The sequence below is a fragment of the Streptosporangium lutulentum genome (assembly GCF_030811455.1).
Classification (GTDB): Bacteria; Actinomycetota; Actinomycetes; order Streptosporangiales; family Streptosporangiaceae; genus Streptosporangium; species Streptosporangium lutulentum.
Genome location: NZ_JAUSQU010000001.1, coordinates 9,165,250 through 9,191,517, shown reverse-complemented (window position 1 = coordinate 9,191,517; position 26,268 = coordinate 9,165,250). Strand labels below are relative to the sequence as shown.

At 68.3% G+C, this 26,268-nt stretch carries 24 protein-coding genes and 1 pseudogene; 13 read left to right on the top strand and 12 right to left on the bottom strand.

The genetic code is table 11. From position 1 onward, the window contains the following. Window positions 1-336: 336 nt before the first annotated feature. Window positions 337-816 carry an Ig-like domain-containing protein gene (locus J2853_RS41515; protein ID WP_307568995.1) on the top strand — a complete coding sequence of 160 codons (480 nt, stop codon included), beginning with the start codon at window positions 337-339 and terminating at the stop codon, window positions 814-816. A gap of 133 nt (window positions 817-949) precedes the next feature. Here the strand turns inward: J2853_RS41515 and J2853_RS41510 are convergent, their stop codons facing one another. From J2853_RS41510 to J2853_RS41480, 7 genes and pseudogenes are all read right to left on the bottom strand, one after another. Then, window positions 950-1,456, bottom strand: a complete 507-nt coding sequence (locus J2853_RS41510) for a flavin reductase family protein (protein WP_307566979.1) — start codon at window positions 1,454-1,456, stop codon at window positions 950-952. A gap of 124 nt (window positions 1,457-1,580) precedes the next feature. Further along, window positions 1,581-2,102 carry an NADPH-dependent FMN reductase gene (locus J2853_RS41505; RefSeq protein WP_307566978.1) on the bottom strand — a complete coding sequence of 174 codons (522 nt, stop codon included), beginning with the start codon at window positions 2,100-2,102 and terminating at the stop codon, window positions 1,581-1,583. Beyond that, window positions 2,099-3,436 carry an LLM class flavin-dependent oxidoreductase gene (locus tag J2853_RS41500; protein ID WP_307566977.1) on the bottom strand — a complete coding sequence of 446 codons (1,338 nt, stop codon included), beginning with the start codon at window positions 3,434-3,436 and terminating at the stop codon, window positions 2,099-2,101. The genes J2853_RS41505 and J2853_RS41500 overlap by 4 nt, the downstream gene beginning before the upstream one ends. Then, window positions 3,436-4,413 (bottom strand): ABC transporter permease, encoded by a 978-nt coding sequence (locus J2853_RS41495; protein ID WP_307566976.1) that lies wholly within the window; start codon window positions 4,411-4,413, stop codon window positions 3,436-3,438. The genes J2853_RS41500 and J2853_RS41495 overlap by 1 nt, the downstream gene beginning before the upstream one ends. Next, window positions 4,406-5,200 carry an ABC transporter ATP-binding protein gene (locus tag J2853_RS41490; RefSeq protein ID WP_307568993.1) on the bottom strand — a complete coding sequence of 265 codons (795 nt, stop codon included), beginning with the start codon at window positions 5,198-5,200 and terminating at the stop codon, window positions 4,406-4,408. The genes J2853_RS41495 and J2853_RS41490 overlap by 8 nt, the downstream gene beginning before the upstream one ends. Further along, the gene (locus tag J2853_RS41485) at window positions 5,197-5,532 is read right to left on the bottom strand and encodes a substrate-binding domain-containing protein (protein WP_307569059.1); all 336 of its coding nucleotides are present in this window, start codon (window positions 5,530-5,532) and stop codon (window positions 5,197-5,199) included. Before J2853_RS41485 ends, J2853_RS41490 begins: the two co-directional genes overlap by 4 nt. Window positions 5,533-5,692: 160 nt before the next feature. Continuing rightward, a pseudogene (locus tag J2853_RS41480) lies at window positions 5,693-6,178 on the bottom strand (ABC transporter substrate-binding protein); the annotation flags it as partial. A 285-nt stretch (window positions 6,179-6,463) separates the two neighbouring features. On the opposite strand from J2853_RS41480, the gene J2853_RS41475 reads away from it, so the two are divergent. Beyond that, on the top strand, window positions 6,464-7,357 hold the full coding sequence (locus tag J2853_RS41475; protein ID WP_307566974.1) for a glutathione S-transferase family protein: 894 nt from the start codon (window positions 6,464-6,466) through the stop codon (window positions 7,355-7,357). A gap of 151 nt (window positions 7,358-7,508) precedes the next feature. On the opposite strand, the gene J2853_RS41470 is transcribed toward J2853_RS41475, so the two are convergent. Continuing rightward, window positions 7,509-8,525: a hypothetical protein gene (locus J2853_RS41470; protein WP_307566972.1), complete on the bottom strand. Its 1,017-nt coding sequence runs from the start codon at window positions 8,523-8,525 to the stop codon at window positions 7,509-7,511. Then, window positions 8,522-9,070 (bottom strand): RNA polymerase sigma factor, encoded by a 549-nt coding sequence (locus tag J2853_RS41465; protein ID WP_307566970.1) that lies wholly within the window; start codon window positions 9,068-9,070, stop codon window positions 8,522-8,524. Before J2853_RS41465 ends, J2853_RS41470 begins: the two co-directional genes overlap by 4 nt. Before the next feature lie 427 nt (window positions 9,071-9,497). On the opposite strand from J2853_RS41465, the gene J2853_RS41460 reads away from it, so the two are divergent. Then, window positions 9,498-12,053, top strand: a complete 2,556-nt coding sequence (locus J2853_RS41460; RefSeq protein WP_307566968.1) for a glycoside hydrolase family 9 protein — start codon at window positions 9,498-9,500, stop codon at window positions 12,051-12,053. A 79-nt stretch (window positions 12,054-12,132) separates the two neighbouring features. On the opposite strand, the gene J2853_RS41455 is transcribed toward J2853_RS41460, so the two are convergent. Next, window positions 12,133-12,378, bottom strand: a complete 246-nt coding sequence (locus tag J2853_RS41455) for a hypothetical protein (protein ID WP_307566965.1) — start codon at window positions 12,376-12,378, stop codon at window positions 12,133-12,135. Between the two features lie 247 nt (window positions 12,379-12,625). On the opposite strand from J2853_RS41455, the gene J2853_RS41450 reads away from it, so the two are divergent. The 9 genes from J2853_RS41450 (at window position 12,626) to J2853_RS41410 (ending at window position 22,507) form a co-directional block, all read left to right on the top strand. Beyond that, a complete protein-coding gene (locus J2853_RS41450; RefSeq protein WP_307566963.1) occupies window positions 12,626-12,991 on the top strand; it encodes a type II toxin-antitoxin system RelE/ParE family toxin in 366 nt (121 codons plus the stop codon). Between the two features lie 9 nt (window positions 12,992-13,000). Further along, complete coding sequence (locus J2853_RS41445) at window positions 13,001-13,279, top strand: helix-turn-helix domain-containing protein (RefSeq protein ID WP_307566961.1); 279 nt, start codon at window positions 13,001-13,003, stop codon at window positions 13,277-13,279. Between the two features lie 78 nt (window positions 13,280-13,357). Further along, window positions 13,358-14,023 (top strand): B3/B4 domain-containing protein, encoded by a 666-nt coding sequence (locus J2853_RS41440; protein WP_307566958.1) that lies wholly within the window; start codon window positions 13,358-13,360, stop codon window positions 14,021-14,023. A gap of 171 nt (window positions 14,024-14,194) precedes the next feature. Continuing rightward, window positions 14,195-17,857, top strand: a complete 3,663-nt coding sequence (locus J2853_RS41435) for a multifunctional oxoglutarate decarboxylase/oxoglutarate dehydrogenase thiamine pyrophosphate-binding subunit/dihydrolipoyllysine-residue succinyltransferase subunit (protein ID WP_307566956.1) — start codon at window positions 14,195-14,197, stop codon at window positions 17,855-17,857. A gap of 114 nt (window positions 17,858-17,971) precedes the next feature. Further along, entirely contained in the window at window positions 17,972-18,154 is a 183-nt protein-coding gene (locus tag J2853_RS41430) for a DUF6104 family protein (RefSeq protein WP_307566954.1), read from the top strand. A 228-nt stretch (window positions 18,155-18,382) separates the two neighbouring features. Beyond that, complete coding sequence (locus J2853_RS41425; RefSeq protein ID WP_307568991.1) at window positions 18,383-19,168, top strand: DUF4097 family beta strand repeat-containing protein; 786 nt, start codon at window positions 18,383-18,385, stop codon at window positions 19,166-19,168. Next, entirely contained in the window at window positions 19,165-19,920 is a 756-nt protein-coding gene (locus J2853_RS41420) for a PadR family transcriptional regulator (RefSeq protein ID WP_307566952.1), read from the top strand. Before J2853_RS41425 ends, J2853_RS41420 begins: the two co-directional genes overlap by 4 nt. A gap of 100 nt (window positions 19,921-20,020) precedes the next feature. After that, window positions 20,021-20,683: a potassium channel family protein gene (locus tag J2853_RS41415; RefSeq protein ID WP_307566950.1), complete on the top strand. Its 663-nt coding sequence runs from the start codon at window positions 20,021-20,023 to the stop codon at window positions 20,681-20,683. A 315-nt stretch (window positions 20,684-20,998) separates the two neighbouring features. After that, the gene (locus J2853_RS41410; protein WP_307566948.1) at window positions 20,999-22,507 is read left to right on the top strand and encodes a golvesin C-terminal-like domain-containing protein; all 1,509 of its coding nucleotides are present in this window, start codon (window positions 20,999-21,001) and stop codon (window positions 22,505-22,507) included. 286 nt (window positions 22,508-22,793) lie between these two features. Here J2853_RS41410 and J2853_RS41405 read toward each other — a convergent pair whose 3' ends face one another. Continuing rightward, the gene (locus tag J2853_RS41405) at window positions 22,794-23,753 is read right to left on the bottom strand and encodes a zinc-binding dehydrogenase (protein WP_307566946.1); all 960 of its coding nucleotides are present in this window, start codon (window positions 23,751-23,753) and stop codon (window positions 22,794-22,796) included. 9 nt (window positions 23,754-23,762) lie between these two features. After that, complete coding sequence (locus J2853_RS41400) at window positions 23,763-24,641, bottom strand: hypothetical protein (protein WP_307566945.1); 879 nt, start codon at window positions 24,639-24,641, stop codon at window positions 23,763-23,765. Between the two features lie 436 nt (window positions 24,642-25,077). On the opposite strand from J2853_RS41400, the gene J2853_RS41395 reads away from it, so the two are divergent. Beyond that, on the top strand, window positions 25,078-26,193 hold the full coding sequence (locus tag J2853_RS41395; protein WP_307566944.1) for a trypsin-like serine peptidase: 1,116 nt from the start codon (window positions 25,078-25,080) through the stop codon (window positions 26,191-26,193). The last annotated feature ends 75 nt before the right edge of the window (window positions 26,194-26,268 follow it).

Below are 26,268 nucleotides of genomic sequence, written 5' to 3'. Positions count from 1 at the left end.
CCGACCGGCTCGCCTTCGGCCGCCGCACGCGCAGCGATTCGGCACACTCGGGTGAACTTCGGAGAATCCCCACGTCTGCGGCAATCTTCGGCCGCCAAACAGAGTGATGTCTCGATTTATCATGATATAAGACAGGCCCCGAAAATCGCGCATGTCGGAAAACGATGAAGAGGACGACGATTAGTAGACTCAAATGCCGTGGCACATTATTAGCGATGCGCCTTAACTATACAAATACAAAGGAAAGGACGGCTTATGACAAGCGTCATTCGCCCTCGTATCGCGCGAAACACCCTTTGTTCTCGGCTGGCGTCTGCTCTCGTCTGCGTGACGGCGATGGGAGCGATCGTCGCGACCCCGCTCACCGCGAGCGCCTCGGCACCGGTGCCGCTCGATTACCAGCCTGTCGTGGCGACCACGACGAGGCTGACCTCGTCGTGCGAGTCGGGACGGCCCGGCCCGATCGCCCTCACCGCGAGGGTGACGTCCGCGGGCGGGACCACTCCCGCCGGTCTGGTCTCCTTCAGCAACGGCTCGACCGTCCTGGGCTCGGCCTCGCTCGACATGTCCGGGCAGGCCGTTCTGAATCCGAGCCTCCCCGCCGGCAGGGCTCGGATCACCGCCACCTTCCAGGGCAACCCCGGGCAGGGCCTGGCTTCCAGCACCTCGGAGAGGCTGGTCCAGGGCGTCAACTCCGAGGGCCGTTGCATGACGAGGCGGCACTCGAGCCACGGAGGCGTCGGCAACACGAACAACAACAACAACGCGGACGGATTCGCGGGTGGGGGACACCACAAGAGGGGCCGTCACGGCTAACCGTTCGCACGCGGACGAATCGCGCACTACCTCGGACTCGGCCGCACCGGTGAGCCCGGACCCGCGAGCACGGTCCGGTGTGACACGCCCTCGCGGGGGGTGCGCCCCATGACGGGGTGTCCCCCGCGAGGACTCAGGCGTGAGGGGTGAAACGGCCGAAGCGGCCCTGGTGATAGAGGAGCGGGCGACCACCGGGGCCGAGGTTGGTCTCGGTGACGAGGCCGACGACCAGGATGTGGTCGCCTATGTCGACGGTGGAGTGAGGGGCACAGATCAGCTGGGCGGAGACACCGCTCAGCAGGGGGATGCCCAGGGGGCCGGAATGCCAGTCCGTGGGGGCGGCGAAACGGTCGACGCCCTTCTTCGCGAAACGTGAGGCCAGCTCGGCCTGGTCACTGGCCAGGACGTTCACCGCGAAGTGGCCGGCCTGGCGGAGCGAGGGCCAGGTGGTCGACGACTGGTTCACATAGAAGGAGACCAAAGGGGGCTCGAGGCTGACCGAGGAGAACGAGGTGGCCGTCAGCCCGACGGGGACCTCCTCGCACTGTGCGGTGACCACGACGACCCCGGCCGCGTGGACGGCCAGTGCCTTCCGGAAGCGTTCGGCGTCGATCGCCCTGCCGGACAGGGTCTCCGTCATGATCCCTCACTCAACGGCTCGTCTGATATGACCAAGGCTCTTCGCTCGGTCACTCGGTCCTCCCTGAAGGCACTAATCGCACTTAGGGTCGATAACCCATTCACAACATCTTTTCTTCCCGATATCACGCAGAAGCACCTTCTCTGAGTGCCGCGATCACTTGAGGAGCGACTCTGTCGGCCCATCGGCCGAGGACGGGCTCCACCTCCGGAAGTTCGGACTCCAGCAGCGCCAGGCCGGGAGTGGGAACCGTCGCGCCCAGCTCGACCAGGAGGGGCCGGAAGTGGACCTCCACCGCCAGGGCGTGCCGCGCGTCCCCCATCACCAGCAGCGGGAGCGCGACCGTCGACGTCAGCGCGCCACCCGGCAGCCGGTCGAGGAAGGCCTTGAGCAGGCCGGTGTAGGTGCCCTTGTACGTCGGGCTCGCCACCACCAGCACGTCCGCTCCGGCGACCAGCTCCAGTGCGGCCTCCACCGCCCCCGACGCCTCCGGGGCGAACAGCCGCGGCGCCAGGGCCGCCAGGTCGACCACCTCGGGGGCCGCCCGGTCTCCGATTCGGCGGGCGAGGGCCTCCGCGGCCTGAACGGCCACCCCGTACGTGCGCGACCCGGGACGCGGGTTTCCCACCACGATCACGATGCTCATGAGGCCACCGGTACTTTCTGCTCGAAAAGGGAGCCCGGACGCGCCAGGCCGTAGTTCTGCCGCAAGGTACGGCCCTCGTAGTCTGCGCGGAACAGTCCGCGAAGCCGTAGCTCGGGTACGACGTGATCGACGAAGTCCTCCAGGCCGCCGGGAAGGACCGGCGGCATGATGTTGAAGCCGTCGGCGGCGCCGTTGACGAACCATTCCTCGATCTGGTCGGCGATCTGCTCGGGGGTGCCGGTGACCACGCGGTGGCCCCTGCCCCCGGCCAGCCGGCCGATCAGCTGCCGGAGGGTCAGCTGCTCGCGCTCGGCGAGATCGGTGACGAGCTTGACCCTGCTCTGCTGGCCGTCGGTCGCCGGAGGCACCTCCGGCAGGCGCGCGTCCAGCGGATGGTCCGACAGGTCCACGCCGAGGATGTTCGACAGCTGGTGCACGCCGTACTCGGGGATGATCAGCTCTTCGAGCTCCCTCTCCAGCTGGAGCGCCTCCCGCTCGGTGGAGCCGATGATCGGCGAGATGCCTGGGAGGATCAGCAGCTCGTCCTCGCGCCTGCCGTACCGGCCGAGACGGGACTTGAGGTCGGCGTAGAAGTCCTGGCCGTCGGCGAGGGTCTGCTGAGCGGTGAAGACGGCCTCGGCGAAGCGGGCGGCGAACTCCTTGCCGTCCTCGGACGACCCGGCCTGGACCAGCAGGGGGTGGCCCTGCGGGGGCCGGGAGGTGTTGAGCGGGCCGCGCACCCGGAAGTGGGGGCCGTCGTGGTCGAGGGTGTGGATCCTGCCGGTGTCGGCGTAGTCCCCGCTGAGGCGGTCGCCCAGGATCGCGCCGTCCTCCCAGCTGTCCCAGAGCTTGGTGACGACCTCCAGGAACTCGGTGGCGCGGGCGTAGCGGTCCTTGTGGGCGGGGCGTTCGACACCGAAGTTGTGCGCCTCGGCCTCGCTCGCGGAGGTGACGATGTTCCAGCCGGCCCTGCCGCGGCTGATGTGGTCCAGCGAGGCGAACTTGCGGGCCACGTGGAAGGGCTCGTTGTAGGTGGTGGAGACGGTCGCGATCAGGCCGATGTGCTCGGTGACCGCGGCCAGCGCGGCCAGCAGGGTCAGGGGCTCCAGCCCGCCGAGTGCGTTGTGCCTGACGTCGCCCCACAGGGCCAGCCCGTCGGCGAGGAAGACCGAGTCGAGCCTGCCCCGCTCGGCGACCCGGGCGAGATGCTGGTAGTGGCGGACGTCGGTGACACCGGAGGAGTCGGTGCGCGGGTGCCGCCAGGCGGCCTCGTGGTGCCCGACTCCCATCAGGAAGGCGTTCAGATGCAGTTCCCGTGTGGGCCGTGTGGTCATCAGGATGCCTTCCACGTCGAGAAACGGCGCTCCAGGCGGACGAGGAGCTGGTTGAAGAGCAGTCCGAGGACGGAGATCGTGAGGATCCCCGCGTACATGTCGGGCACCCGGAAGTTGAACTGGGCGTAGTTGATCAGGTAGCCGAGACCGGCCTTGGCGCCGACCATCTCGGCGGCGATCAGCACGAGGATCGAGTAGGCGCCGGCCATCCGGATGCCGGTGAAGATCGTGGGCACCGCGGCCGGGAGGATCACCTTCTGGAACAACCGGATCGGGGCCAGCCCCATCGACCTGGCCGACTTGATCAGCAGCGGATCCACGCCCTTCACCCCGGCGATCGTGTTGAGCAGGATCGGCCACGCGCAGGCGTACAGGATGATCGAGATCTTGGAGGTCTCGCCGAGCCCGAGGACCAGCACGAACACCGGGAGCAGGGCGAGCGCCGCGGTGTTGCGGAACAGTTCGAGCATCGGATTGAGCAGGTCGGCCAGCGGCCTGTACCAGCCGATCAGCAGGCCGAGGGGAATGGCCACGACGATCGCCAGCGCGAGTCCCGCCAGGGACCGGATCAGGCTGGCCTGGGTGTGGTCGAGCAGCTCACCGGAGACGAGCAGGTCCCACCAGGCCGCCAGGACCCCCGACAGCGGGGTCAGGAAGGTGGGGTCGACCACCTCCAGCCGGGGCAGGAGCTCCCAGATCGCGGCGAGCGCGGCCACCGCGGCCGTGCGCCGCCCCACCGCTCCGGCCATCCGCGCCGAGCCACGCAGCAGGCGGCGGCCCGCGCCCGGACCGGCGAGGGAGCCTTCCGAGGCCTCGGCGACCGCTTCCCGCAGGACGGCGGGGATCGGCTCCGAGACGGCGCCCGCGCCGGAGCCCGGATCGGAGGCGCCTACCGGGAACGGGAAGCGGGCCGGGGCGGCGACAGGGGCGTCGGCCGGAGCGTCCGCGACGGGTGCCCGGGTCGGGGTGCTAGCCAACGGGAACCACCTCCTCGGCTCTGGCCGCCGCGACCTCGTCGCGGAGCAGCGTCCACACCTCGTGGCGGTATTCGCCGAAGCGGGCGTCGGCTCGCAGATCGCCCTCCCTGGAGTCGAACTCCACCTCGACGACCCGCTTGATCCGTCCGGGACGGGAGGTCATGACCGCGACCCGCTGGCCGAGGTAGACGGCCTCGTCGATGCCGTGGGTGATGAACACGATTGTCTTGCCGGTCTTCTCCCAGATTCGCAGCAGCTCCTCCTGGAGCGACTCGCGGGTCTGCGCGTCCAGCGCGGCGAACGGCTCGTCCATCAACAGGACGTCCGGGTCGAACGCCAGGCTTCTGGCGATGGCCACGCGCTGGCGCATGCCGCCGGAGAGCTCGTGCGGATACCGGTTCTCGAATCCGCGCAGGCCCACGAGGTCCAGGTAGGTCCTGGCCCGCTCGACGCGCTCCCTCCTCGGTACGGCTTTCGCCTCCAGCCCGAACTCGATGTTGGACAGCGCCGTGCGCCAGGGGAACAGCGCGTACTGCTGGAAGACGATCCCCCGGTCGAGGCCGGGGCCGTTCACGGGGGTCCCGTCCAGGAGGATCCGGCCGGTGGTCGGGGAGTCCAGCCCGGCGAGCAGGTCGAGGAGGGTGGACTTGCCGCAGCCACTCGGGCCGACCAGGGTGAGGAACTCCCCGGACCGTACGTCGAGGGTGATGTCGTCGAGGGCGGTGAACAGCCGGTCCGTGTCGCGGACGCGGAACCTCTTGCCGACCCCCTGGATCTGGATCTTCATCGGGTACCTCCGAACGGGTTGTACTCGTTGGTGAAGACGTCCTCTGCCTTGACCTGGCCCGGTTCGATCTCGCCCTCGCGCTCCAGCCAGTCGATCCAGGTCTGGAACTCCTTGGCGTCGATCACGCCGCCCTTGTTGGCCACCCCGCTGCTCTTCCAGAACTCGATGGCGGTGGAGTCCTCGTTGCGCCGGCGCTTTTCGATGATCTTTTTCGAGAAGGCGACGACCTCCTCGCGGGAGTGGGTCTGCGTCCATTCGACGGCCTTGGCGAAGGCCCCCACGAACTTCTTGACGGTGACCGGGTTCCGCTGGATGAACCTCTCGGTGAGCACGACGCTGCCGGCGGTGAAGGGGCCGAACAGGTCGATGTCCTTGAAGAGGGGGGTGGATGCCGCCGCGCTCCAGGGCCTTGTCCCTGAGGATGCCGCTCAGCGCGGCCACGTCGATCTGGCCCTGGCGGAGCGACTGCTCGGTGTTGACCGGCGGCACGACCACCAGCTCGACCTGCTTGATCTCCTCGGGGGTCAGGCCGCCGCGCTTGAGGTACTCCTTGACCACGGCCTCCAGGTGGGCCCCCAGGGTGTTGACCCCGATCCTCTTCCCGATCAGGTCGCGCGGACCCTTGATCGGCGAGCCGTCGGCCACGAAGTAGCCGACGTAGCTGTCCTGGTCGCTGCCGTAGTAGCCGATCACGGCCTTGACCGGGGCCTTGGCCGCGGCGAGCTTGACGATGGCGCCGTTGAAGGCGCCCCCGAAGTCGGTCTGCCCGGTCGCGGCGGCCTGGATGTCCTGCGGACCGGAGATCGTGTTGCCGATCCACTTCAGTTTGAGAGGGCTCAGGTAGCCGAGCTCCTCGGCGAGCTCGGGAAAGGTCACGGCGCCGACGCTTCCCTGGTAGCGAAGCTCCAGGGTTTCGGGCTCACCGGGCTTGGCGGAGGCCTCCCCGCCGCAGGCGGTGAGGGTGGCGAGAAGTGACATGGAGGTAAGGACATTTCTGGTCTTGATCACGAGGTGCGTCCTGGAAGGTGGGAGGGGTGCGACGACGTCGGTTCGTGATCACGGACACTGGGCGCTGCACACGCGACAAAAGTCGACATGCGCGCACTTAGTCAGATAGAGGCCCATACCGGAAAAGCTACGCACGGATCCTCCCTAAGTCAATATTCCCTACCGGCTTTACATGAAATACCTTTCTCCACCATCGTGATGATTGTGCCTTCTGAACCGAATCACGTTCTATGCGGGGTCCCGTACGGTTAAGGCATGAAGCTGGGACGTGAGATCTCCGACGGCGGACGCTTCGTCCGGCAGCCCAACCGGTTCACGGCACGCATCGAGGCGGACGGCGATCATCCGCCCGAGCCCGGCCGGTATCGGCTCTACGCCTCCTACGCCTGCCCGTGGGCGCACCGGTCGCTCATCGTCCGCGAACTGCTGGGCCTTCAGGACGTCGTCGGGGTGACGATCGTCGACCCGATCAGGGACGAGAAGGGCTGGCGCGTCCCCGGAGGCGACCCGGTCACCGGAATCGAATACCTCTCGGAGCTGTATCTGGCGACCGACCCCGACTACCAGGGCCGCTACACCGTGCCCTGCGTCTGGGACCTCACCGCCAAGCGCCTGGTCACCAACGACTACCCGCAGATCACTCTCACCCTTGAGACCGCCTTCGCCCCGTGGCACGCCAAGGGCGCGCCCGATCTCTATCCGGCCGGGCTGCGCGAGGAGATCGACGCGCTGAACGCGGTCATCTTCGACGGGTTCAACAACGGCGTCTACAAGGCCGGGTTCGCCACCTCCCAGGAGGCCTACGACGAGGCGGTCACCAAGGTCTTCTCCACGCTCGACCTGCTGGAGGAGAGGCTCTCCGGCCGGCCGTACCTGCACGGCGACGCGCTGACCGAGAGCGACGTACGGCTCTATCCGACGCTGGCCAGGTTCGACGCGGTCTACCACTCCCACTTCAAGTGCGCGATCCGCCGCCTGACCGACTATCCGGCGCTGTGGGCCTACGCCCGCCGGCTGTACGCGATCCCGGCGTTCGGCGACACCACCGACTTCGACCAGATCAAGCGCCACTACTTCATCACCCAGACGAACATCAACCCGAGCGGGATCGTGCCGCAGGGGCCGGAGATCGACTGGACGGTGACCTGACAGTCTCGCCTCCCCCGCGGGAGGTGTCCTGACAGAGCAAGGGTCCCGTACGGGACCCGCCGGGCGCCCGCCGGCGTCGGCGGGCGACCGGGGGGCGGCGACCGCGACCCGGTGGGCGAGCGGGACGCGGAGCCGCACGGGAGGTTCGCGGTCAGTCGGTGACGACGTCGTCGCGCGGGCCGCCGTAGACCGGGTTTCTGCCGTAGCGCCTGTCGGTGACGAGCAGGCGGATCACCCCCGTGGGGGTCTCCTCCGCCCCCTGGACGACCTCCTCCGCCTCCCAGACGATCCAGTCGTCGCCGACGGGGGTGTCCTGTATGCGCAGTTCCCCGAAGCCCCCCGGGTTTCCCGGAGCGACGGCCATGATCAGGTAGGTGACCTTCAACCCTCGCTTCTTGATCTCCGGCACCACCTCGCCCACGGTCTTCTCGTCCACCCGGAACCCGGCGAGCGAGCGACCCTTGACGGTCGCCAGGCGGGCGTCCGGGCGAACCGCCTTCGGCGTGGGGGTGTCGTCGGGTACGAGCACGCAGGGTGCCACGGGGTTGTTCATGAGGATGGTGCCGGTGCTGCTCCCCCCGCCGGGGGTGGCCGTCATGGTCCAGACGAAGGTCTGGCCGGGTTTGAAGAGTTTGGTGTTGATCCGCATCTGCCAGCCGGAGCCGTGCTCTTCACCCGGAATGTTCGTAGGCGGGTAGTACAGGCCCGGGGGAATGTCTCTCACGGGCGTCGCCCGCGGTTCCCGGCACTTCTGCCCCTGGGGGACGTAGTCGACGACGGCGGGGACCCTGAGGTCCTTCAACCGCCTTGCCAGCCCCACGGTGTCGCGGAAATCGCGGACCGTGATGTACACGATCCCGTCGGAGTCCTTGGTGACGGCGTAGGAGGCCGCCACGCCGCGGCCGCCCTCCAGCAGGCTCGGGCCGACCACGACGCCGGCGGCGAGCACCACCGCGGCCGCCAGTCCCATGACCGGCCGCCGGAGACCGTGGGACCGGGACCGGCGGCGGGCCCGGTGTGGCTCGGCGACGGCCGTGCCGGGCTCCTCGGCAATGATCGAGGCCAGCAGCGCCCGCGCCCCCGCGCCGGACGAGCCGCCTCCCGGCTTTCCGGGCTCGACCCTGGCCAGCGGTCCGACCGCGGCCTTGATCTCGTCGATGTTCTTCACAGCGACCTCTCCGCCGGAACCAGCCGGCTCTCTGACGTGAGCCGGACGCCCGCCTCGGTGAGCGCACGCGACAGGCGTCGGCGGGCGCGGTAGAGCCTGATGCGTACGGCGTTGCGTGACAGACCGAGCGACGTGGCGATCTCCTCGCGGTCCAGGTTCTCCCAGGCGACCAGCGACAGAAGCTCGCGGTCGTCGTCGGACAGGGTCCGGAACACCTGGGCGATCACGCTCAGCTCGACCCCGCTGTCGGGGGAGTCTCCGTAGAGGTCCGCCATCTCCACGTCGAGCTCGACGCTGCGCGCCTGGCGGCGGACCTCGCCGCGGCGGTGGTTGGCCAGCACCTTGCGCGCCACGCCGTACAACCACGGCGTGGCCTCCTCCCCCGGCGGCAGCTCGTCCATCCGGCGCCAGGCGACGACGAAGGTCTCCGCCACCACGTCCGCCGCGTCCTGCGGCGAGTCGCAGCGGCGCGCGGCGTAGGCCGTGATCAGGCCGTACGCCTCCCTGTAGACGGTCTCGAACCTGGCCGACCGTTCGTCATCCACGGGCGGTTCCCATGACCGGTCTCCTCTGTCAGCGTGAAATACGGACATCCTCCCTATGTGCGGATCTGGCCCATCATTTCTCGCCAACCGGAGAATCTTTGACGCGCCGGAGACGTGTCCCGGCGTTCCCGGAGGGCCGGCTTCTCGTACGGCGGCGCTCCTCCGATCCCGGCCGACGGGCGGGCAGGAAAGAAGCGCCTTCCCGATCCGAGCCGGGCGCCCGGCTCACCGAGAAGTCCAGGCGATCGCCGAGAAGGGCACCGGGTCGATCGCTTGAAAGTTTCATCGGGCAAATCGGTCATTCACCCGGTCAGCGGCCGGGAACCGGGGGCGGCTCGTTGACGCTGGGGAAACCCGCTGGAAACATCGGCGCATCCGAAAATGGGAGCGCTCCCACTTGCGGATGCGTCCTTACACTCACCTGCGGATGCGTCCTTCACTCAAAGGAACCCCCCGTGATCAGACCACCTGCCTGGCTCGCCCTCACCCTGGCCGCCGCCCTGGTGACCCTGACCCCCTGCCCGCCTCCGCCGACGGCCCGGAACAGATCGTCAACGGCACCTTCGACACCGGCACGGCTCCGTGGTGGAGCACCGGCAACACCACACTTGAGATCGACGGCGGCCGGCTCTGCGCCGACGTCCCCGGCGGCACCGTCAACCCGTGGGACGTCATCATCGGCCAGGACAACGTCGCGCTGGTCAAGGACGAGACGTACGAATACTCCTTCTTCGGCATCGCGACCCCCGGCCGCGTCGCCAGGGCCCTCGTCCAGCTCCCGGTCGACCCCTACACCCAGTTCCTGTCGGCCAACCCCGAGCTGAGCGTGTCCGGCAACGACTACTCCTACACGTTCACCTCGCCGGTGGACCTGCCGACCGGACAGGTGGTGTTCCAGCTCGGGGGCAGCGCCACCCCCTGGAGGTTCTGCGTGGACGACGTCTCCCTCAAGGGCGGTGCCGAGCCCGAGGTCTACCGGCCCGACACCGGGCCGCGCGTCCGGGTGAACATGGTCGGCTACCTGCCCACGGGGCCGAAGAACGCCACCGTGGTCACCGAGGAGACCGAGCCGGTGGGCTGGACGCTGAAGCGCGCGGGGGCGACCGTCGCCCAGGGCGACACCACTCCGCGAGGGGTCGACCCCAGCTCGCGCCAGAACGTGCACTCGATCGACTTCGGCAGGGTCACGACCCCCGGCACCGGCTACACGCTGGAGGCCGACGGCGAGACCAGCCGCCCGTTCGACATCGGCGCGAACCTCTACGAGGAGCTCAGAACCGACGCGCTGAAGTTCTACTACACCCAGCGCAGCGGGACCCCGATCCTCGACGCCCTGCGCCCGGGGTACGGCAGGCCCGCCGGGCATGTCGGGACCGCCCCCAACCAGGGAGACGTCGAGGTGCCGTGCCAGCCCGGCGTCTGCGACTACACGCTCAACGTGAAGGGCGGCTGGTACGACGCGGGCGACCACGGCAAGTACGTCGTCAACGGCGGCATCTCCGTCCACCAGCTGATGGCCGCCTTCGAGCGCTCGAAGACCGACGGGACCCACAAGGACGGGGATCTGAACATCCCGGAGAGCGGCAACGGGGTGCCCGACATCCTGGACGAGGCCCGCTGGGAGCAGGAGTTCCTGCTCAGCATGCAGGTCCCCGACGGAAAGCCGTACGCGGGGATGGCCCACCACAAGATCCACGACGCCGCGTGGACCGGCCTGCCGCTCCTGCCCCACCTCGACCCGCAGAGGCGTGAGCTGCACCCGGTCTCCACCGCCGCCACCCTCAACCTGGCCGCCACCGCGGCCCAGGCGTCCCGGCTGTTCACGCCGTACGACGCCGCGTTCGCCGCGCGGAACCTGAAGGCGGCCAGGGAGGCCTGGGCGGCGGCGAAGGCCAACCCGTCCCGGTACGCCGACCCCGCCGACGGGGTGGGCGGCGGAGCGTACAACGACGACAACGTGACCGACGAGTTCTACTGGGCCGCCGCCGAGCTCTACATCGCCACCGGAGAGAAGGAGTTCAGGGACTACGTGCTCGCCTCCCCCCACCACACCGGCGACATCTGGCGCGAGCGCGGATTCGACTGGGGCAACACCGCCCAGCTCGGCCGCCTGCAGCTGGCGAGCGTGCCCAACGCGCTCCCCGACCGGGATCGGGTGCGGCGGTCGGTGCTGGAGGGCGCCGACAGGTATCTCGCCGTCGCCAGGGCACACCCGTACGGCCTGCCGTACAACCCGCCGGACTTCGACTGGGGCTCCAACAACCTGGTGCTGAACAACATGGTCGTGATGGCCGTCGCGCACGACATCAGCGGCGAGGCCGAGTATCGCGACGGGGTGCTGGAGGGGATGGACTACATCTTCGGCCGCAACGCCCTCAACCAGTCCTACGTGACCGGCTACGGTGAGGTGGCCTCCAAGAACCAGCACAGCCGCTGGTACGCCCACCAGCTCGACCCCGCCCTGCCCAACCCGCCGCGCGGCACCCTGTCCGGCGGACCGAACTCAAGCATCCAGGACCCGGTGGCCCAGGCCAAGCTCCGCGGCTGCGCGCCCCAGTTCTGCTACATCGACGACATCGAGTCGTGGTCCACCAACGAGCTGACCATCAACTGGAACTCCCCGCTGGCCTGGATCTCGTCCTTCCTCGCCACACCCGCCCCCGCGGGCGTCTGCACGGTGACCTACACCACCCACGGCCAGTGGCCGAACGGGTTCAACACCCAGGTCACCGTCACCAACACCGGCACGAAGGCGATCAACGGCTGGACCCTGAAGTGGTCCTTCCTCGGCGGCCAGAAGGTCCGCGATCACTGGAGCACCGACCTGACCCAGAGCGGCGCGACCGTGACCGCCGCGAACCTGGGCTGGAACAAGACCATCAAGCCCGGTGGCTCGATCACCTTCGGCTTCATCGGCGCCGAGGCTCCCGGCCCCAACCCCACACCGGAGCGTTTCCTCCTCAACGGAACCCGCTGCCGGTAACCGTTCGAACCGGGGCGGCCGCCCTCCCCGCGGCCGCCCCGATCCCGCTCTCCGTCGCCGAACGGGCCCCGTACGGCGATCAGTCCTCGTCCCCGGCCTCCGGGCGGGGCGTGACGGCCCTGACGAGCCGGGTGGAGGCGGTGGTGGCGTAGCCGACGGAGGCCAGCACCTGCTCGCACTCGTCCCGGGTCAGCTCGGCTCCCTCCAGCCGGTCGGCCAGGATGTTCGCGTGGGCGGCGTACTCGGTGCAGGCGAGGATGACCGCGGCGACCGGGTGGATGTCCTCCGGGCCCGCGTCCGCATCAGGATCAACGATGAGCGTCATGCCGATCACGCTACGCCGACGAGAGCGGCGAACGGCGCAGACATGGCGAACCTCCCTCGATTCCCTCCACGCGCGGCGGCCCCCGGTCCCCACCGCTCCGCCGGCCCTCGGCACCGCCCGCCACGAAGGCGGAGCGATCATGAGATCCGCCAGATAACCACCGAAAATTCTCTTGTCGCGCACTCCAGTCATGCTGGTTTCGGCGTACCACGGATTATATAATCGAATGCATATAGCTTCACGGACCGTGAGGTTATACGTCATTGAGATCGAGCCCGAGATCCAGTCTTGGCTCGAGTCACTGTCCGAGCGCGACTACGTGAAGGTTGAAGCCCTGGCCGACCTCCTCGCCGAACAGGCGGAGACCTTTGACGAGCCATACTCCAAGCACCTCGGAGGCAGGCTGCGAGAGTTACGCCTCGCGCTCACACGGCGCCAGGCAAGGATCACCTACTGGCTCTCTCCCGGCAGGCGGGTGGTTCTTCTCACCGTCTTCTACAAGACACGCCGCAAGGAGACCAGCCAGGTCGAGCGAGCCCGTAGGGCACAGCTCGAGTGTGAGATCCGTCATACAACCGCCTCGGAGATCTACGATCGCGTTTGGAAGGAATGAGTGACGACCGTGGCACATACCGAATGGGAGCGAGCCGGTGCCGAGCGTCGTGCCGACGCTTACCAGGAAGCCCGCGAGGCGCTGCTTCTGGGACAGCGGGTCTACGACCGCCGTACGGAACTCGGCCTCTCGCAGGCGGAGCTGGCGGAACGGGCCGGCATGACGCAGCCTCAGGTGTCGCGCCTGGAAACCGGCGGGGTCACTCCCACCCTGCCGCTGCTGCGACGCCTGGCCAAGGCACTGGACGCCGAACTGAACGTCACGTTCACACCTCACACGGCCGCCTGACGCGCTCCACAGCCGGTCGGGTACGGCGGGATCCGGCTCCGTCGCAGGTGAGGAACTCATCCGGCCTAAACTGGGGCAGTGATCGAAAACATATGGGTGGACCCCTCGGTCGGCGCGCTCAGGCCGGACTTCGCGGTGCTGGCGATGGGGGTGTACGGCCTGCGCAACGGGACGACCGACGACAGGTCGCGGGGTTGGCTGGCGGAGGCGGCGGAGAAGGCCGTGGCGGCCGACGACCCGAAGGTCGAGGCGTGGCGAGACGCCTACCGGGCCTTCGGGGCGAAGCCGCAGCGGACCAGGCCGTCGGTGGACGCCCTGGTCAGGCGCATGCCTCTGCCCGAGATCAACCAGGTGGTGGACGCCTACAACGCGATCAGCGTCAGGCACGGCCTGCCCATCGGCGGAGAGGATCTGAACCACTACGAGGGGACCGCCAGGCTGATCCGCGCGACCGGGGAGGAGCCGTTCGAGGTCGTCGAGAAGGGCGAGCCGGCGATCGACCACCCGGAGATCGGCGAGGTGGTCTGGCGGGACGACAAGGGGGTCACCTGCCGCCGGTGGAACTGGCGGCAGTGCGTCAGGACCCGGATCACCGAGGAGACCACGGACGCCCTGTTCCTGCTGGAGCGGCTCGCGCCCATGTCCCTGGAGGAGCTGGAGGAGGCGGGAAAAGAACTGGTCAAGATGCTGGAGACGATCACCCCGGGCGTCCGTGTCGAGTCCAGGCTGGTCGGACAGGGGTGACCGGAATCGGAGCGGCGTAATAGATCTCCAGCGAGTGACCGTTTTAGACTGTGCTGAGAGGATCGACAAGGAAGCTGAGCTGAGACTGGCGCAGGTTCCATCCGAGGCGAGTAGCCTTGGACAGGTTCTCTTTTTCATTAACGCCGATCTGCGGAAGAGGCGATTTCCGCCGTGTCGTCTGAGTCGTCGCGGACAAACCCGCTGGCAGCCTTCGGTCAAAACGAATGGCTTGTCGACGAGCTGTATCAGAAGTACCTCCAGGATCCCGAGTCTGTGGACCGTGCCTGGTGGAACTTCTTTGCTGACTACACCCCTGATTCCGGGTCCGGCAAAGCCGCGCCCCAGGGAGCGGCCACAGCCGCTCCACCAACACCCGCTGCGACTCCGGTGACCCCGCCTGCCGCACAGCCAACCCCAGCGCCGAGGGCCAAGGCCGCCCCGGCGGCCCCACTCACGCAGGAGACGAAGTTGCCCGCCGGTGCCGAGGAAGTCCGACTCCGTGGCGCGGCCGCCCGTACGGCGGCCAACATGGAGGCCAGCCTCGTGGTTCCGACGGCGACCAGCGTGCGCGCGGTCCCGGCGAAGCTGCTCGTCGACAACCGCATCGTGATCAACAACCACCTGTCGCGCGGTCGCGGCGGCAAGGTGTCGTTCACGCACCTGATCGGCTACGCGGTGGTCAAGGCGCTCAAGCTCCTTCCGGAGATGAACCACGCCTACACCGAGGTCGACGGCAAGCCGGTCCTGCTGAAGCCGGAGCACATCAACCTGGGCCTGGCCATCGACGTCGCCAAGAGCGACGGCACCCGCCAGCTCCTCGTCCCGTCGATCAAGGCCACCGAAAACCTCGACTTCCGCCAGTTCTGGGTGGCCTACGAAGACGTCGTGCGCAAGGCCCGGGCGGGCAAGCTCGGTGTCGACGACTTCTCCGGCACCACGATCTCCCTGACCAACCCGGGCACCATCGGCACCGTCCACTCGGTGCCGCGCCTGATGCCGGGACAGGGCACGATCATCGGCGTCGGGGCGATGGAGTATCCGGCCGAATACCAGGGGGCCTCCCCCGAGACGCTCTCCCGCCTCGCGGTGAGCAAGGTCATGACGCTCACCAGCACGTACGACCACCGGATCATCCAGGGCGCCCAGTCGGGCGACTTCCTGCGGCTGATCCACCGGCTCCTGCTGGGCGAGGACGGCTTCTACGACGAGATCTTCGAGTCTCTCCGGATCCCCTACGAGCCGGTCCGCTGGGTCCAGGACATCTCCGCCACGCACGACGACGACGTGGCCAAGTCGGCCAGGGTCATCGAGCTGATCCACGCCTTCCGGGTCCGCGGCCACCTGATGGCCGACACCGACCCGCTCGAGTACAAGCAGCGCAAGCACCCCGACCTCGACATCAAGTCGCACGGGCTGACGCTGTGGGATCTTGAGCGCGAGTTCGCCACCGGCGGTTTCGGCGGCCGGCCCCTGATGAAGCTGCGCGAGATCCTCGGCGTGCTGCGCGACTCCTACTGCCGCACCATCGGCGTCGAGTACATGCACATGCAGAACCCCGAGGAGCGCGCCTGGATCCAGGCGCGGGTGGAGCGCCCGCACGCCAAGCCCGACCGTGAGGAGCAGCTCCGGGTTCTGGAGCGGCTCAACACCGCCGAGGCGTTCGAGACGTTCCTGCAGACCAAGTTCGTCGGCCAGAAGCGCTTCTCGCTGGAGGGCGGCGAGTCCCTGATCCCGCTGCTCGACTCGGTGCTCAGCGCCGCCGCGGAGGACGACCTCGACGAGGCCGTGGTCGGCATGGCCCACCGTGGCCGCCTCAACGTGCTGGCCAACATCGTGGGCAAGTCCTACGGCCAGATCTTCGGCGAGTTCGAGGGCAACATCGACCCGCGCAGCGCCCACGGCTCGGGCGACGTGAAGTACCACCTGGGCTCGTCCGGCGACTTCATCTCTCCCGACGGCTCCAAGCTCAAGACCTCGGTCGTGGCCAACCCCTCGCACCTGGAGACGGTCGACCCGGTCCTGGAGGGCGTGGTCCGCGCCAAGCAGGACCTGCTGGAGCGCGGCGAGGAGGGCTTCACCGTCCTGCCCGTGCTCGTGCACGGCGACGCGGCCTTCGCGGGCCAGGGCGTCGTGGCCGAGACCCTGAACCTGTCGCAGCTGCGCGGCTACCGCACCGGCGGCACCGTCCACATCGTGGTCAACAACCAGGTCGGCTTCACGACGAGCCCGGCGAGCTCCCGCTCCAGCGTGTACGCCACCGACGTGGCCCGGATGATCCAGGCCCCGATCTTCCACGTCAACGGGGACGACCCCGAGGCCGTGGTCCGGGTCGGGCGCCTCGCGTTCGAATACCGTCAGGCGTTCCGCAAGGACGTCGTGATCGACCTGATCTGCTACCGGCGCCGGGGCCACAACGAGGCCGACAACCCGGGCTTCACCCAGCCGCTGATGTACGACCTGATCGACGCCAAGCGCTCCACCCGCAAGCTCTACACCGAGGCGCTGATCGGCCGGGGCGACATCACGGTGGAGGAGGCCGAGAGCGCGCTCCGCGACTACCAGGCCAAGCTGGAGAACGCCTTCGCCGAGACCCGCGCGGCGGTCAAGGAGCCCACCGGCGAGTTCGCCCGCCCGGTCGACCGGGAGAACGTCCCCTGGTCGCACGAGGACCACCCGACGGGCATCTCCGAGGAGACCGTCAAGCAGATCGTGGAGACCCAGCTCAACATGCCGGAGGGCTTCACGGTCCACCCGCGTCTGCTGCCGGTACTGCAACGTCGTGGCCAGATGGTCTCCGAGGATCACATCGACTGGGGCATGGGCGAGACCCTGGCCTTCGGTTCGCTGCTGATCGACGGCCACCCCGTCCGCGTGGTCGGCCAGGACACCCGGCGAGGCACGTTCACCCAGCGCCACGCGGTGCTGGTCGACCGGGTGACGGGCGAGGAGCACACCCCGCTCAAGGCCTTCAACCAGGGCACCACGAAGTTCTACATCTACGACTCCCTGCTGAGCGAGTACGCCGCGCTCGGCTTCGAGTACGGCTACAGCGTGGAGCGTCCCGACGCGCTGGTCGCCTGGGAGGCGCAGTTCGGCGACTTCGTCAACGGCGCCCAGTCGATCATCGACGAGTACATCACCTCGGGCGAGCAGAAGTGGGGCCAGCGCTCCTCGGTCACGCTTCTCCTGCCGCACGGCTACGAGGGCCAGGGCCCGGACCACTCCTCGGCACGCATCGAACGCTTCCTGCAGATGTGCGCCCAGGACAACATGACCGTGGCCCAGCCGACGCTCCCGGCGAACTACTTCCACCTGCTGCGCTGGCAGACGATGTCGAACCGGCGCCGTCCGCTGGTGGTGTTCACGCCCAAGTCGCTGCTGCGGCACAAGTCCGCGGTCTCGAAGGTCAGCGACTTCACCTCGGGGTCGTTCCGGCCGGTGCTGGGCGACACCACGGTGGATCCGGCCGGCGTCCGCAAGGTCGTGCTCTGCTCCGGCAAGGTCTACTACGACCTGGCCGGCGCCCGTGACAAGCAGGGCCGCAACGACGTGGCGGTCGTCCGCCTGGAGCGGCTCTACCCGTTCCCGACGAACCCGCTCCTCGCCGAGCTGGACCGCTACGCCGACGACGTCGAGCTGGTGTGGGCGCAGGACGAACCCATCAACATGGGTCCGTGGCCGTTCCTGACGCTGAAGCTGGCCGAGAACCCCGACACGCTCGGAGGGCGTTCGATCAGGCGGGTCTCCCGCAAGGCGAACTCCTCCCCCGCCTCGGGATCGCACTCCGCGCACGAGGCGGAGCTGCAGCAGATGCTGGGCGAGATCTTCAACTAGGGATCGCGTCCGCGCGGAACAGGCGTCACCCGGAGTCCCCCGCAGGAACCCCTGCGGGGGATTTCCCGTTATGACCTATGACAGGTGACGGCGAACGTCACCACGAGGAGAACGATGTACTTCACCGATCGGGGTATCGAGGAGCTCGTCGAGCGCCGCGGAGAGGAAACGGTCAACATCGTCTGGCTGGCCGAGCGGCTGCGCGAGTTCGTCGACCTGAACCCCGAGTTCGAGACCCCGGTGGAGCGGCTGGCCACCTGGCTGGCCCGGCTCGACGAAGACGACGAAGACGAGTAGCCCGGACGAGGGGACCCACGCGGGTGACCCGGCCGGTGCTTCGCGCCGGCGGTTCCCGTCCGTGCCCCGAGCCGGCGGTTCGCCTCGGTGACCCGCACGAAGGTCCGGTCGCCCGAAGCGGCGGGCCCCAGCCGGTCGACAAGATCTGCGACCAGAGAGCAAAACGCGATATATCTTGACCCCTCGCATGACGCGACATATCGTGTTCAACACAAGGAGGTCGTGACCATGCGGCAATGGACCATCGAGAAGCCGGAGCAGCTCACCTTCGAGTCCGTGAGCAAGCTCAACGTACGCATCGTGGCAGGCAGGCTGGCGGTGCTCGCCAGCGACGGCCCTCCCACCCTTGAGGTCACCGACGTCGGCAGCCCCCCGCTGATCGTCACCCACGAGGACGACGGGACACTCACCGTCACCTACAAGGACCTGACCTGGGACGGTCTGCTGGGCTGGCTGCGTCCCGGGCAACGGACGGCGACGCTGACGCTGACCGTGCCGAAGGAGTGCCCGGTCAACGTGGGAGTCGTCTCCGCCTCCGCCGTCGTCACCGGCTTCGAGGGCCTCACCTCGGTCAGGAGCGTCTCCGGCGAGATCGTGCTCGACGGGGTGAGCGGCGAGATCCACGCCGACACCGTCTCCGGCACCACGGAGAGCCGCGGCCTGGTGGGCGACCTGTCCTTCAAGAGCATTTCCGGTGAGCTGACCGTGGCGCAGGGCACACCCCGCCGCCTGCGTGCCACCACCGTCTCCGGCCGGATCACCGCCGACCTGGAGCTGCCGCCGACCGGTCACGTGACGATGAACAGCGTCACGGGCGACATCGTGCTCCGGCTTCCGCACACGGTCGAGACCGACGTCACGATCCGCTCCACCTCCGGCAGGATCAGCACCGCCTTTCCCAAGCTCGCCCAGGGCGGCAAGACGCTGACCGGCCGGATCGGCGGCGGCATGGCCTCCCTGACCGTGAGCACCGTCTCCGCCGACGTCACACTCCTGAAGGGAGAACAGGTATGAGCCCGGTCTTCGGCCACGGGCGGTTGCGGCTTTACCTTCTGAAGCTGCTGGAGGAGAGCCCCCGCCACGGCTACGAGGTGATCCGGTTGCTCCAGGACCGGTTCCTCGGCGTCTACTCCCCCTCGCCCGGCACGATTTACCCGCGCCTGGCCCGCCTGGAGGAGGAGGGCCTGGTCACCCACGAGCTCGTGGACGGCAAGAAGGTCTTCACCATCACCGACCAGGGCCGCGCCGAGCTGAACGCGCGACTCGACGAACTCGCCGATCTCGAACAGGAGATCTCCGACTCCGTCCGCGACATCGCCCGCGAGGTCAAGGAGGACGTGCGCGACACGGTCAAGTCGCTGCGCGAGGAGCTCACCCAGATGGCGCGCGACGTGCGCCAGGGCGCGAAACAGGACGAGCAGCACCATCCGCACCAGGATCAGCAACAGACCAGGCAGAACCAGCGCGAGTCCTGGCGCGAGCAGAAGGCCGAGTGGCAGCGCCAGAAGACCGAATGGCAACGACACAAGCGCGAGTGGCAGCGTCACACCAACGAGTGGAAGCACGACTGGAAGCGCATCTGGGCCGACACCTTCACCGGGGAGGGCTCACGCGACAGTGACGCCCGGCTCGGGCAGATGCTGGCCGACTTCGTCGAAGAGGTCCGCCAGGACGCGGCGAACGCGCGGGTGAGCGAGGAGACGCTGGCCGCCGCGCAGGACGCGCTCTACGACGCCGCCCGCCGTATCCGCGACGCGCTCCGATAACCCTCCCGTACGGCCCGCGCCCGCCCCCGCCACCCGTTTCCCGCGTTCGCACCGCGCGAAAACGCCTGCCATCATGGGCTTCCCGAGGAGAGGACCATCGTTGGCCGACACTAGGAACGACCCCGTGGTGGTGATCGGGCTCGGCCGCTTCGGCAGTTCCCTGGCCCTGGAGCTCACCCGCAGGGGAACCGAGGTACTGGCCATCGACAGCCGGCCCAAGCTCGTGCAGAGCCTGGCGGGCCGGCTCACCCACGTCGTCGCCGCCGACTCCACCGATCTCGAGGCGCTGCGCCAGCTCGGGGTGCCGGACTTCTACCGGGCCGTGGTGGCCATCGGCACCGATCTCGAAGGCAGCATCCTGACCACCTCCCTGCTGGTGGAGCTGGAGATCGACGACATCTGGGCCAAGGCCGTCAACCACAATCACGGCCGTATCCTGCAGCGCGTCGGCGCCCACCACGTGATCCTGCCCGAGCACGACATGGGAGAGCGGGTGGCACACCTGCTCAACGGGCGCATGTTCGACTACATGGAAGTCGACGAGAACTACGCGCTGGTCAAGACCCGCCCGCCCCGCGAGTATGTCGGCGTCCCGCTGGGAGAGTCCAACCTGCGCCGCAAGTACGGGGTGACGGTGGTCTGCGTCAAGAGCGCGGACGAGGAGTTCACCTACGCCGGCGCCGGCACGGTCCTGGCCTACGGCGACATCATCATCATCGCGGGGAAGATCGACCAGGTCGAACGGTTCGCGGAACTGCCCTGACTCCTCGCCCACGCGGTGACCTCCCGGACGTTGGCCTTCGGGGCTTTGATCTCAGGGCTTTGGCCTCAGGGCTTTGACCAGTGAGCTTTGATCTCAGGGCTTTGACCGGCGTCCGCCGTCCTCGCCGCGACCGCGAGCGGCGACGACCGCGACCGGCGACGGCGGCAGCGGCAGCGGCAGCGGCAGCGGTGGTGGCGGCGACCGCGACCGGCGGCGGAAATCTTCTTCTAACTCGCCAGTAATGTCAATTATCGACATTTGTCACGAAAAGCACTTACTCTGCATCGGTCGGCACCCCCCGTTCGAGGAGCGATCGTGACATTTGCCCGCACCCGATTAGCCGCCACCGCAACCCTCCTGCTCACCTCTCTCCTGGTCTTCACCGGCCGCCCGGCGGTCGCCGCGCCCGAAACGCCCCTGGCCACCGCGTTCGACCGCGCCGCTGCCACCCACGACGTGCCTCGTGACCTGCTCGTCGCGCTCGCCTACTCCGAGACCCACCTCGACGGCCACGACGGCGCGCCGAGCGCGAGCGGCGGCTACGGCGTGATGCACCTGGTCAGCAACCCCACCACGCACTCCCTCGAAAAGGCGGCCGAGCTCACGGGAGTGCCGGCCGCGAAGCTGCGTACCGACACCGAGGCCAACATCCTCGGCGGCGCCGCCGTCCTGCGCTCCCACGCCGACAAGCTCGGGCTCGACGCGACGGCCAGAAAGGACGCGGGCCGGTGGTACGGGGCCGTGGCCGAGTACGGCAACGCCTCGACCCCCGAGGTCGCCCGGCTCTACGCCGACACCGTCTACCGGTTTCTCGGCAGTGGCCTCAAGGCGGCCGGAGTGACGGTCGCCCCGCAGGAGGTCCATGCCGACCTGGGCGCCTATGCCCGGACCGCCGACCTCAACGCGACGGCCGCCGTCAGCCCCGACTACCCGAACGGGAGCTGGGTGGCCGCGAGCACCAGCAACTACGTCGTCTCCAACCGCCCGACGAGCAACGCGATCGACCGGGTCGTCATCCACATGACCCAGGGGTCGTACGCGGGCACCATCTCCTGGTTCCAGAACCCCAGTTCCAGGGTGTCGTCCCACTACGTCGTCCGGTCCTCCGACGGCGCCGTCACGCAGATGGTCCGCAACAAGGACGTCGCGTGGCACGCGTCGAACTACAACACCAGGTCCATCGGGATCGAGCACGAGGGCTTCGTCAACGACGCCTCGTGGTTCACCGACGCGATGTACCGCTCCTCCGCCGCGCTGACCCGCTACATCTGCGACCGGTACGGCATCCCCAAGGACCGCAACCACATCATCGGGCACAACCAGGTGCCCGGTGCGACGCACACAGACCCGGGCTCGAACTGGGACTGGACCAGGTACATGCAGTACGTGACCGGTGGCGGCACCACCCCTCCGTCGTGGTCGGTCACCGTCGACAACGCCACCGCCGGGAAGTTCACCGCCAGCGCGAACTGGGGCACCTCCGCCTACTCCAGCCAGCGGAACGGCGCCGACTACCGATTCGCCGGCCCGGTGTCCGCCAGCGACTCCGCCTGGTACCGGGCGGCCATCCCCACCACGGGCACGTACCGCGTCGAGGTCTGGTATCCGTCCGACCCCGGTTACAACAGCTCCGCGCCCTACATCGTCACCACGTCCAGCGGCAACCAGACGGTGTACGTCGACCAGCGCTCCGGCGGCGGTGGCTGGCGCAGCATCGGCACCTTCTCGCTCAACGCCGGTGACTACAACGTCGTCGGTGTGAGCCGGTGGACCTCCGGCACCGGCCACGTCATCGCCGACGCCGTGCGGATCAGCCGGCTCTGAGACGAGTACGGCTCGCGCCCCGCGCGGAGGCGCGAGCCGTACTTCCGCCGAGATCACGCTGGAGCGAATCTCCGGCCGACCCCCGAGAAGCGCGGACCGCACTCACACGGAGATCGCCGTGAAGCGAACCCCCGGGAGACCCGGAACGCCCTCGCGAGGGATTCCCTGGAGCGAATCTCCGGTCGGCCTCTCGGGAGACGCGAACCGCGCTCCCGCGGAGATCGCCGTGGAGCGAGGCCGCCGAGGACCCTGTGGCCCGAAGCGCGCCCGCGAGTAGGACGGTCCGCTAGGGAAGGGTGAAAACGATCTTTCCGAAGAGGTTTCCCTCGTGCATGGCGGCGAACCCCTCGCGGGCCTCGGCCAGCGGGAGCGTCCGGTCGATCAGCGGACGGGCTCCGGTCTGCTCCAGGAAGCGGGCGAGCCTGCCCAACTGGTCACGGGTGCCCATGGTCGAGCCGATCACCGACAGTTGCAGGAAGAAGACCCGGTTGAGGTCGGCCGGGGGAACCGCGCCGCTGGTCGCGCCGCAGACCACGATCCGGCCGCCGGGACGCAGCGCCTTCAGCGAGTGTGCCCAGGTGGCCTGGCCGACGGTCTCCATCACCGCGTCCACCCTCTCGGGCAGCCGGGCGCCGCTCTCGAAGACCTGGTCGGCGCCGAGTTCCAGTGCCCGCGCCCGCTTCTCCTCCGATCGGCTGGTCACCCAGACCCGGTAGCCTCCCGCCCGGCCGAGCGTGATCAGCGCCGTGGCCACGCCGCCGCCGGCCCCCTGCACCAGCACGGTGGAGCCCGGCTCCAGCTCGGCCTTCTCGAACAACATCCGGTAGGCGGTCAGCCACGCGATCGGCAGGCAGGCCGCCTCCTCGAAGCTCAGCGCGGCGGGTTTGGGCACCAGATTGCGCCGGGGGACGGCCACCCGCTCCGCGAAGGTGCCGTCGTACTTCTCCGACAGCAGGGATCGCTTCGGGTCGAGCGTCTCGTCGGCGCCGCTGCCGATCACCGAGTGCACGATGACCTCGTTGCCCTCCTCGTCGAGTCCGGCGGCGTCACCGCCGAGCACCATCGGCAGTTGGTCCTGGCGGATGCCCACGCCCTTGAGCGTGAACAGGTCGTGATGGTTGAGCGAGGCTGCCTTCACCGTGACGGTGGTCCAGCCTTCGGGAACCTTGGGCTCGGGGCGTTCACCGAGCGTGAGTCCGGCGAGAGGATTGTCGGGATCGATCTGGGTGGCGGTTACAGCGAACATGGCCGCACCCTACGCCACCTGTTTGATCACGATGCCGTCGATCGCCCGCTGGACGAACCCGCGCTCTCCTGAAATCGCCACGTACACCCCGTCCATGCAGGCCTCGGCGGAAAAACGGCGTCGCTGCTGGATGACCGAGAGCTCGATCGACTCGACGTCGCAGCCCGGCACCGGCGCGAGCACCAGCAAAGCCTCCCTCGCCCCGCCGAACCAGAGCTGCGGTCCCACCCGCTCGCCTCCGAGCCCCTCTCCCGCCCGCGCCAGCCGTACCGGGGGCTTGGCGTCGAGCACGAGATAGCCGCTCTTGGTCACCGTGCCGCTCAGGTTCTCGGCCCACAGCAGCCGCTGCTCGAAGGGCATGCCGTCCTTCTCATCGCGCAGCGCCATGTACCAGGGGTCGTAGGAGAACAGCAGCGTCTCCCCCTCGGCGGAGCTCATGGGGTGCCAGAGCGTGACCTGCTCGGTCAGCTGCCGGATCATCGGCCTTCCCATGGAGACTCCGGCCGGCCCTCCCGCGGGCGCGGTCAACTGCCGGTACCGATCCTTGTGCCCGTCCAGCCAACCCCCCTGAGCAGGCCGTACTCCCAGTTTGGCCAGGTCCAGCCCGGCGGGGTAGCCGACCTCGGCCTTGGAGCCGTCGGGGAAGACCACGTCCAGGATCTCCCTGCCGCCCTTGTGGCGCGGCTCGGGGTAGAGGGCGTTGGGAACGCTCTTCACGGTGACCTGAGGCTGAGGGACCACGGGCAACACGATCTCCGGGGGCTCCTCGGGCTGCCGGCCGATCAGCACGATCACCGGCACGGCCACGAGCGCGGCCAGCACCGCGAACCCGATCCAGCGCCCGGCGCCCTTCGGGGGCTCGACGATATCGTGTCCGCCGTCGGCCATGTCTCAGGCCGCTTTCCGGGGGAGGTACGGCCGGCGCCCCGGTTCTCCCGTGGCGGCCCTGCCGGGCGACCTCGGAGCCGTACCGCCGGGGAGGGGGATGCTGACATCTCCATTCATGGGGACATCCAACCAGAACGTGATTCGAGTTAATAGTCCGAAGTTTCCCGAGTTGCTTGAGAAACCGTCGATAATCGATGGTACCGATGGTGTCAGCGGTGTCGTGAAGGACATCAAAAACACACTCTGACCTGCGAGAATGCCAATCAGTTAAATTATAACTAATTGCTATTTTAATAACGAGAGCGCATCGAACGGAACCATCTCAGACTTTTTCGCGTCATTCCCTCTCCGCGTGCTTGATCCATTCAGTAACGTTCCGATCGTTTTCCTGGCACGAAGGTGTCCCGTCTTCATGCCGAGAACGAAAGGAGCTCCATTGAATTCCCGAGCACGGCGCCTCACGATCCCCCTCACCGGCATCCTCATGATCGCCGGAGTGATCGGCGCCACCACCAGTGCCGACGCCGGCACGGCCCCCAGCGACGTCATCAGCTCCCAAGCCTCGGAGACGCCCACGGAGGCCACCTCCTTCTGGTCACCGGAGCGGATGCGCAAGGCCACCGACGCGACCGACGACCTCGACCTGAGCGTCAAGGGTGGCGCGCCCTCCACCGCCGCGGGCCCCGACGGTCCCGGCGGATCGGTTCCACCGATCGGCGGTGAGGGCACGAAGACGATCAAGAGCAAGCAGGTCAACCTGCCCAACACCGTCGGCCGGGTCTTCTTCACCCTGCCCAAGGCCAACCTCGCGGACCCGAAGAGCTGGAAGTACTGTTCCGGCAGTTCCGTCCAGGGCAAGTACCGCAACCTGGTCGCCACCTCGGCGCACTGCGTGTACGACGTGAAGACCAACCAGTTCTACGACAACTGGATCTTCATCCCGTCCTACTGGGACGGCGACCAGGCGTGGGACGGCAAGAACCCCTACGGCATCTACGCGGCCAAGTGGTTCAACGCCCACGACGACTTCGTCGTGAAGGAGGACTACGACTTCGACTACGCCTTCGTCAACGTCAGCTCCGGGTTCAAGGTGAACTGGGAGAAGGGCGCCGACGGCAAGTGGAAGCCGCTCATCAAGAACGTCGGCCGGCTCGGCGACAACGTCGGCGGCCAGGGCTTCGCCTGGAACCAGAAGGTCAAGAGCACGGTCTTCTCCTTCGGCTACCCGGCCGGCCTGCACCCCGACGGGGACAAGCCCTACACCGGCCGCACCATGAAGTGGTGCTACGGCACGACCGGCGCCATGCCGGCCGCACCGAAGTACAACGTCCAGGAGCACGTCGGCTTCAAGTGCGCGTTCACCGCGGGCGCGAGCGGCGGCCCCTGGCTGCTCAAGTACAAGAACTCCACCCGGACCGGCTACCTGGTCGGCGTCAACAGCATCGCCTGGGACACCGACAAGAACGACCGGTACGACAAGATCTCCTCGCCGTACTTCAACGGGGACACCCACAAGGTCTACACGACCGCCGCCAACCGCTGGACCAAGTAACCTGCTCGATCGGCCGGTTGTAAGGCCATTCGGCCGGCCGCGACGGCGAGGGCCCGATCCTCGGATCGGGCCCTT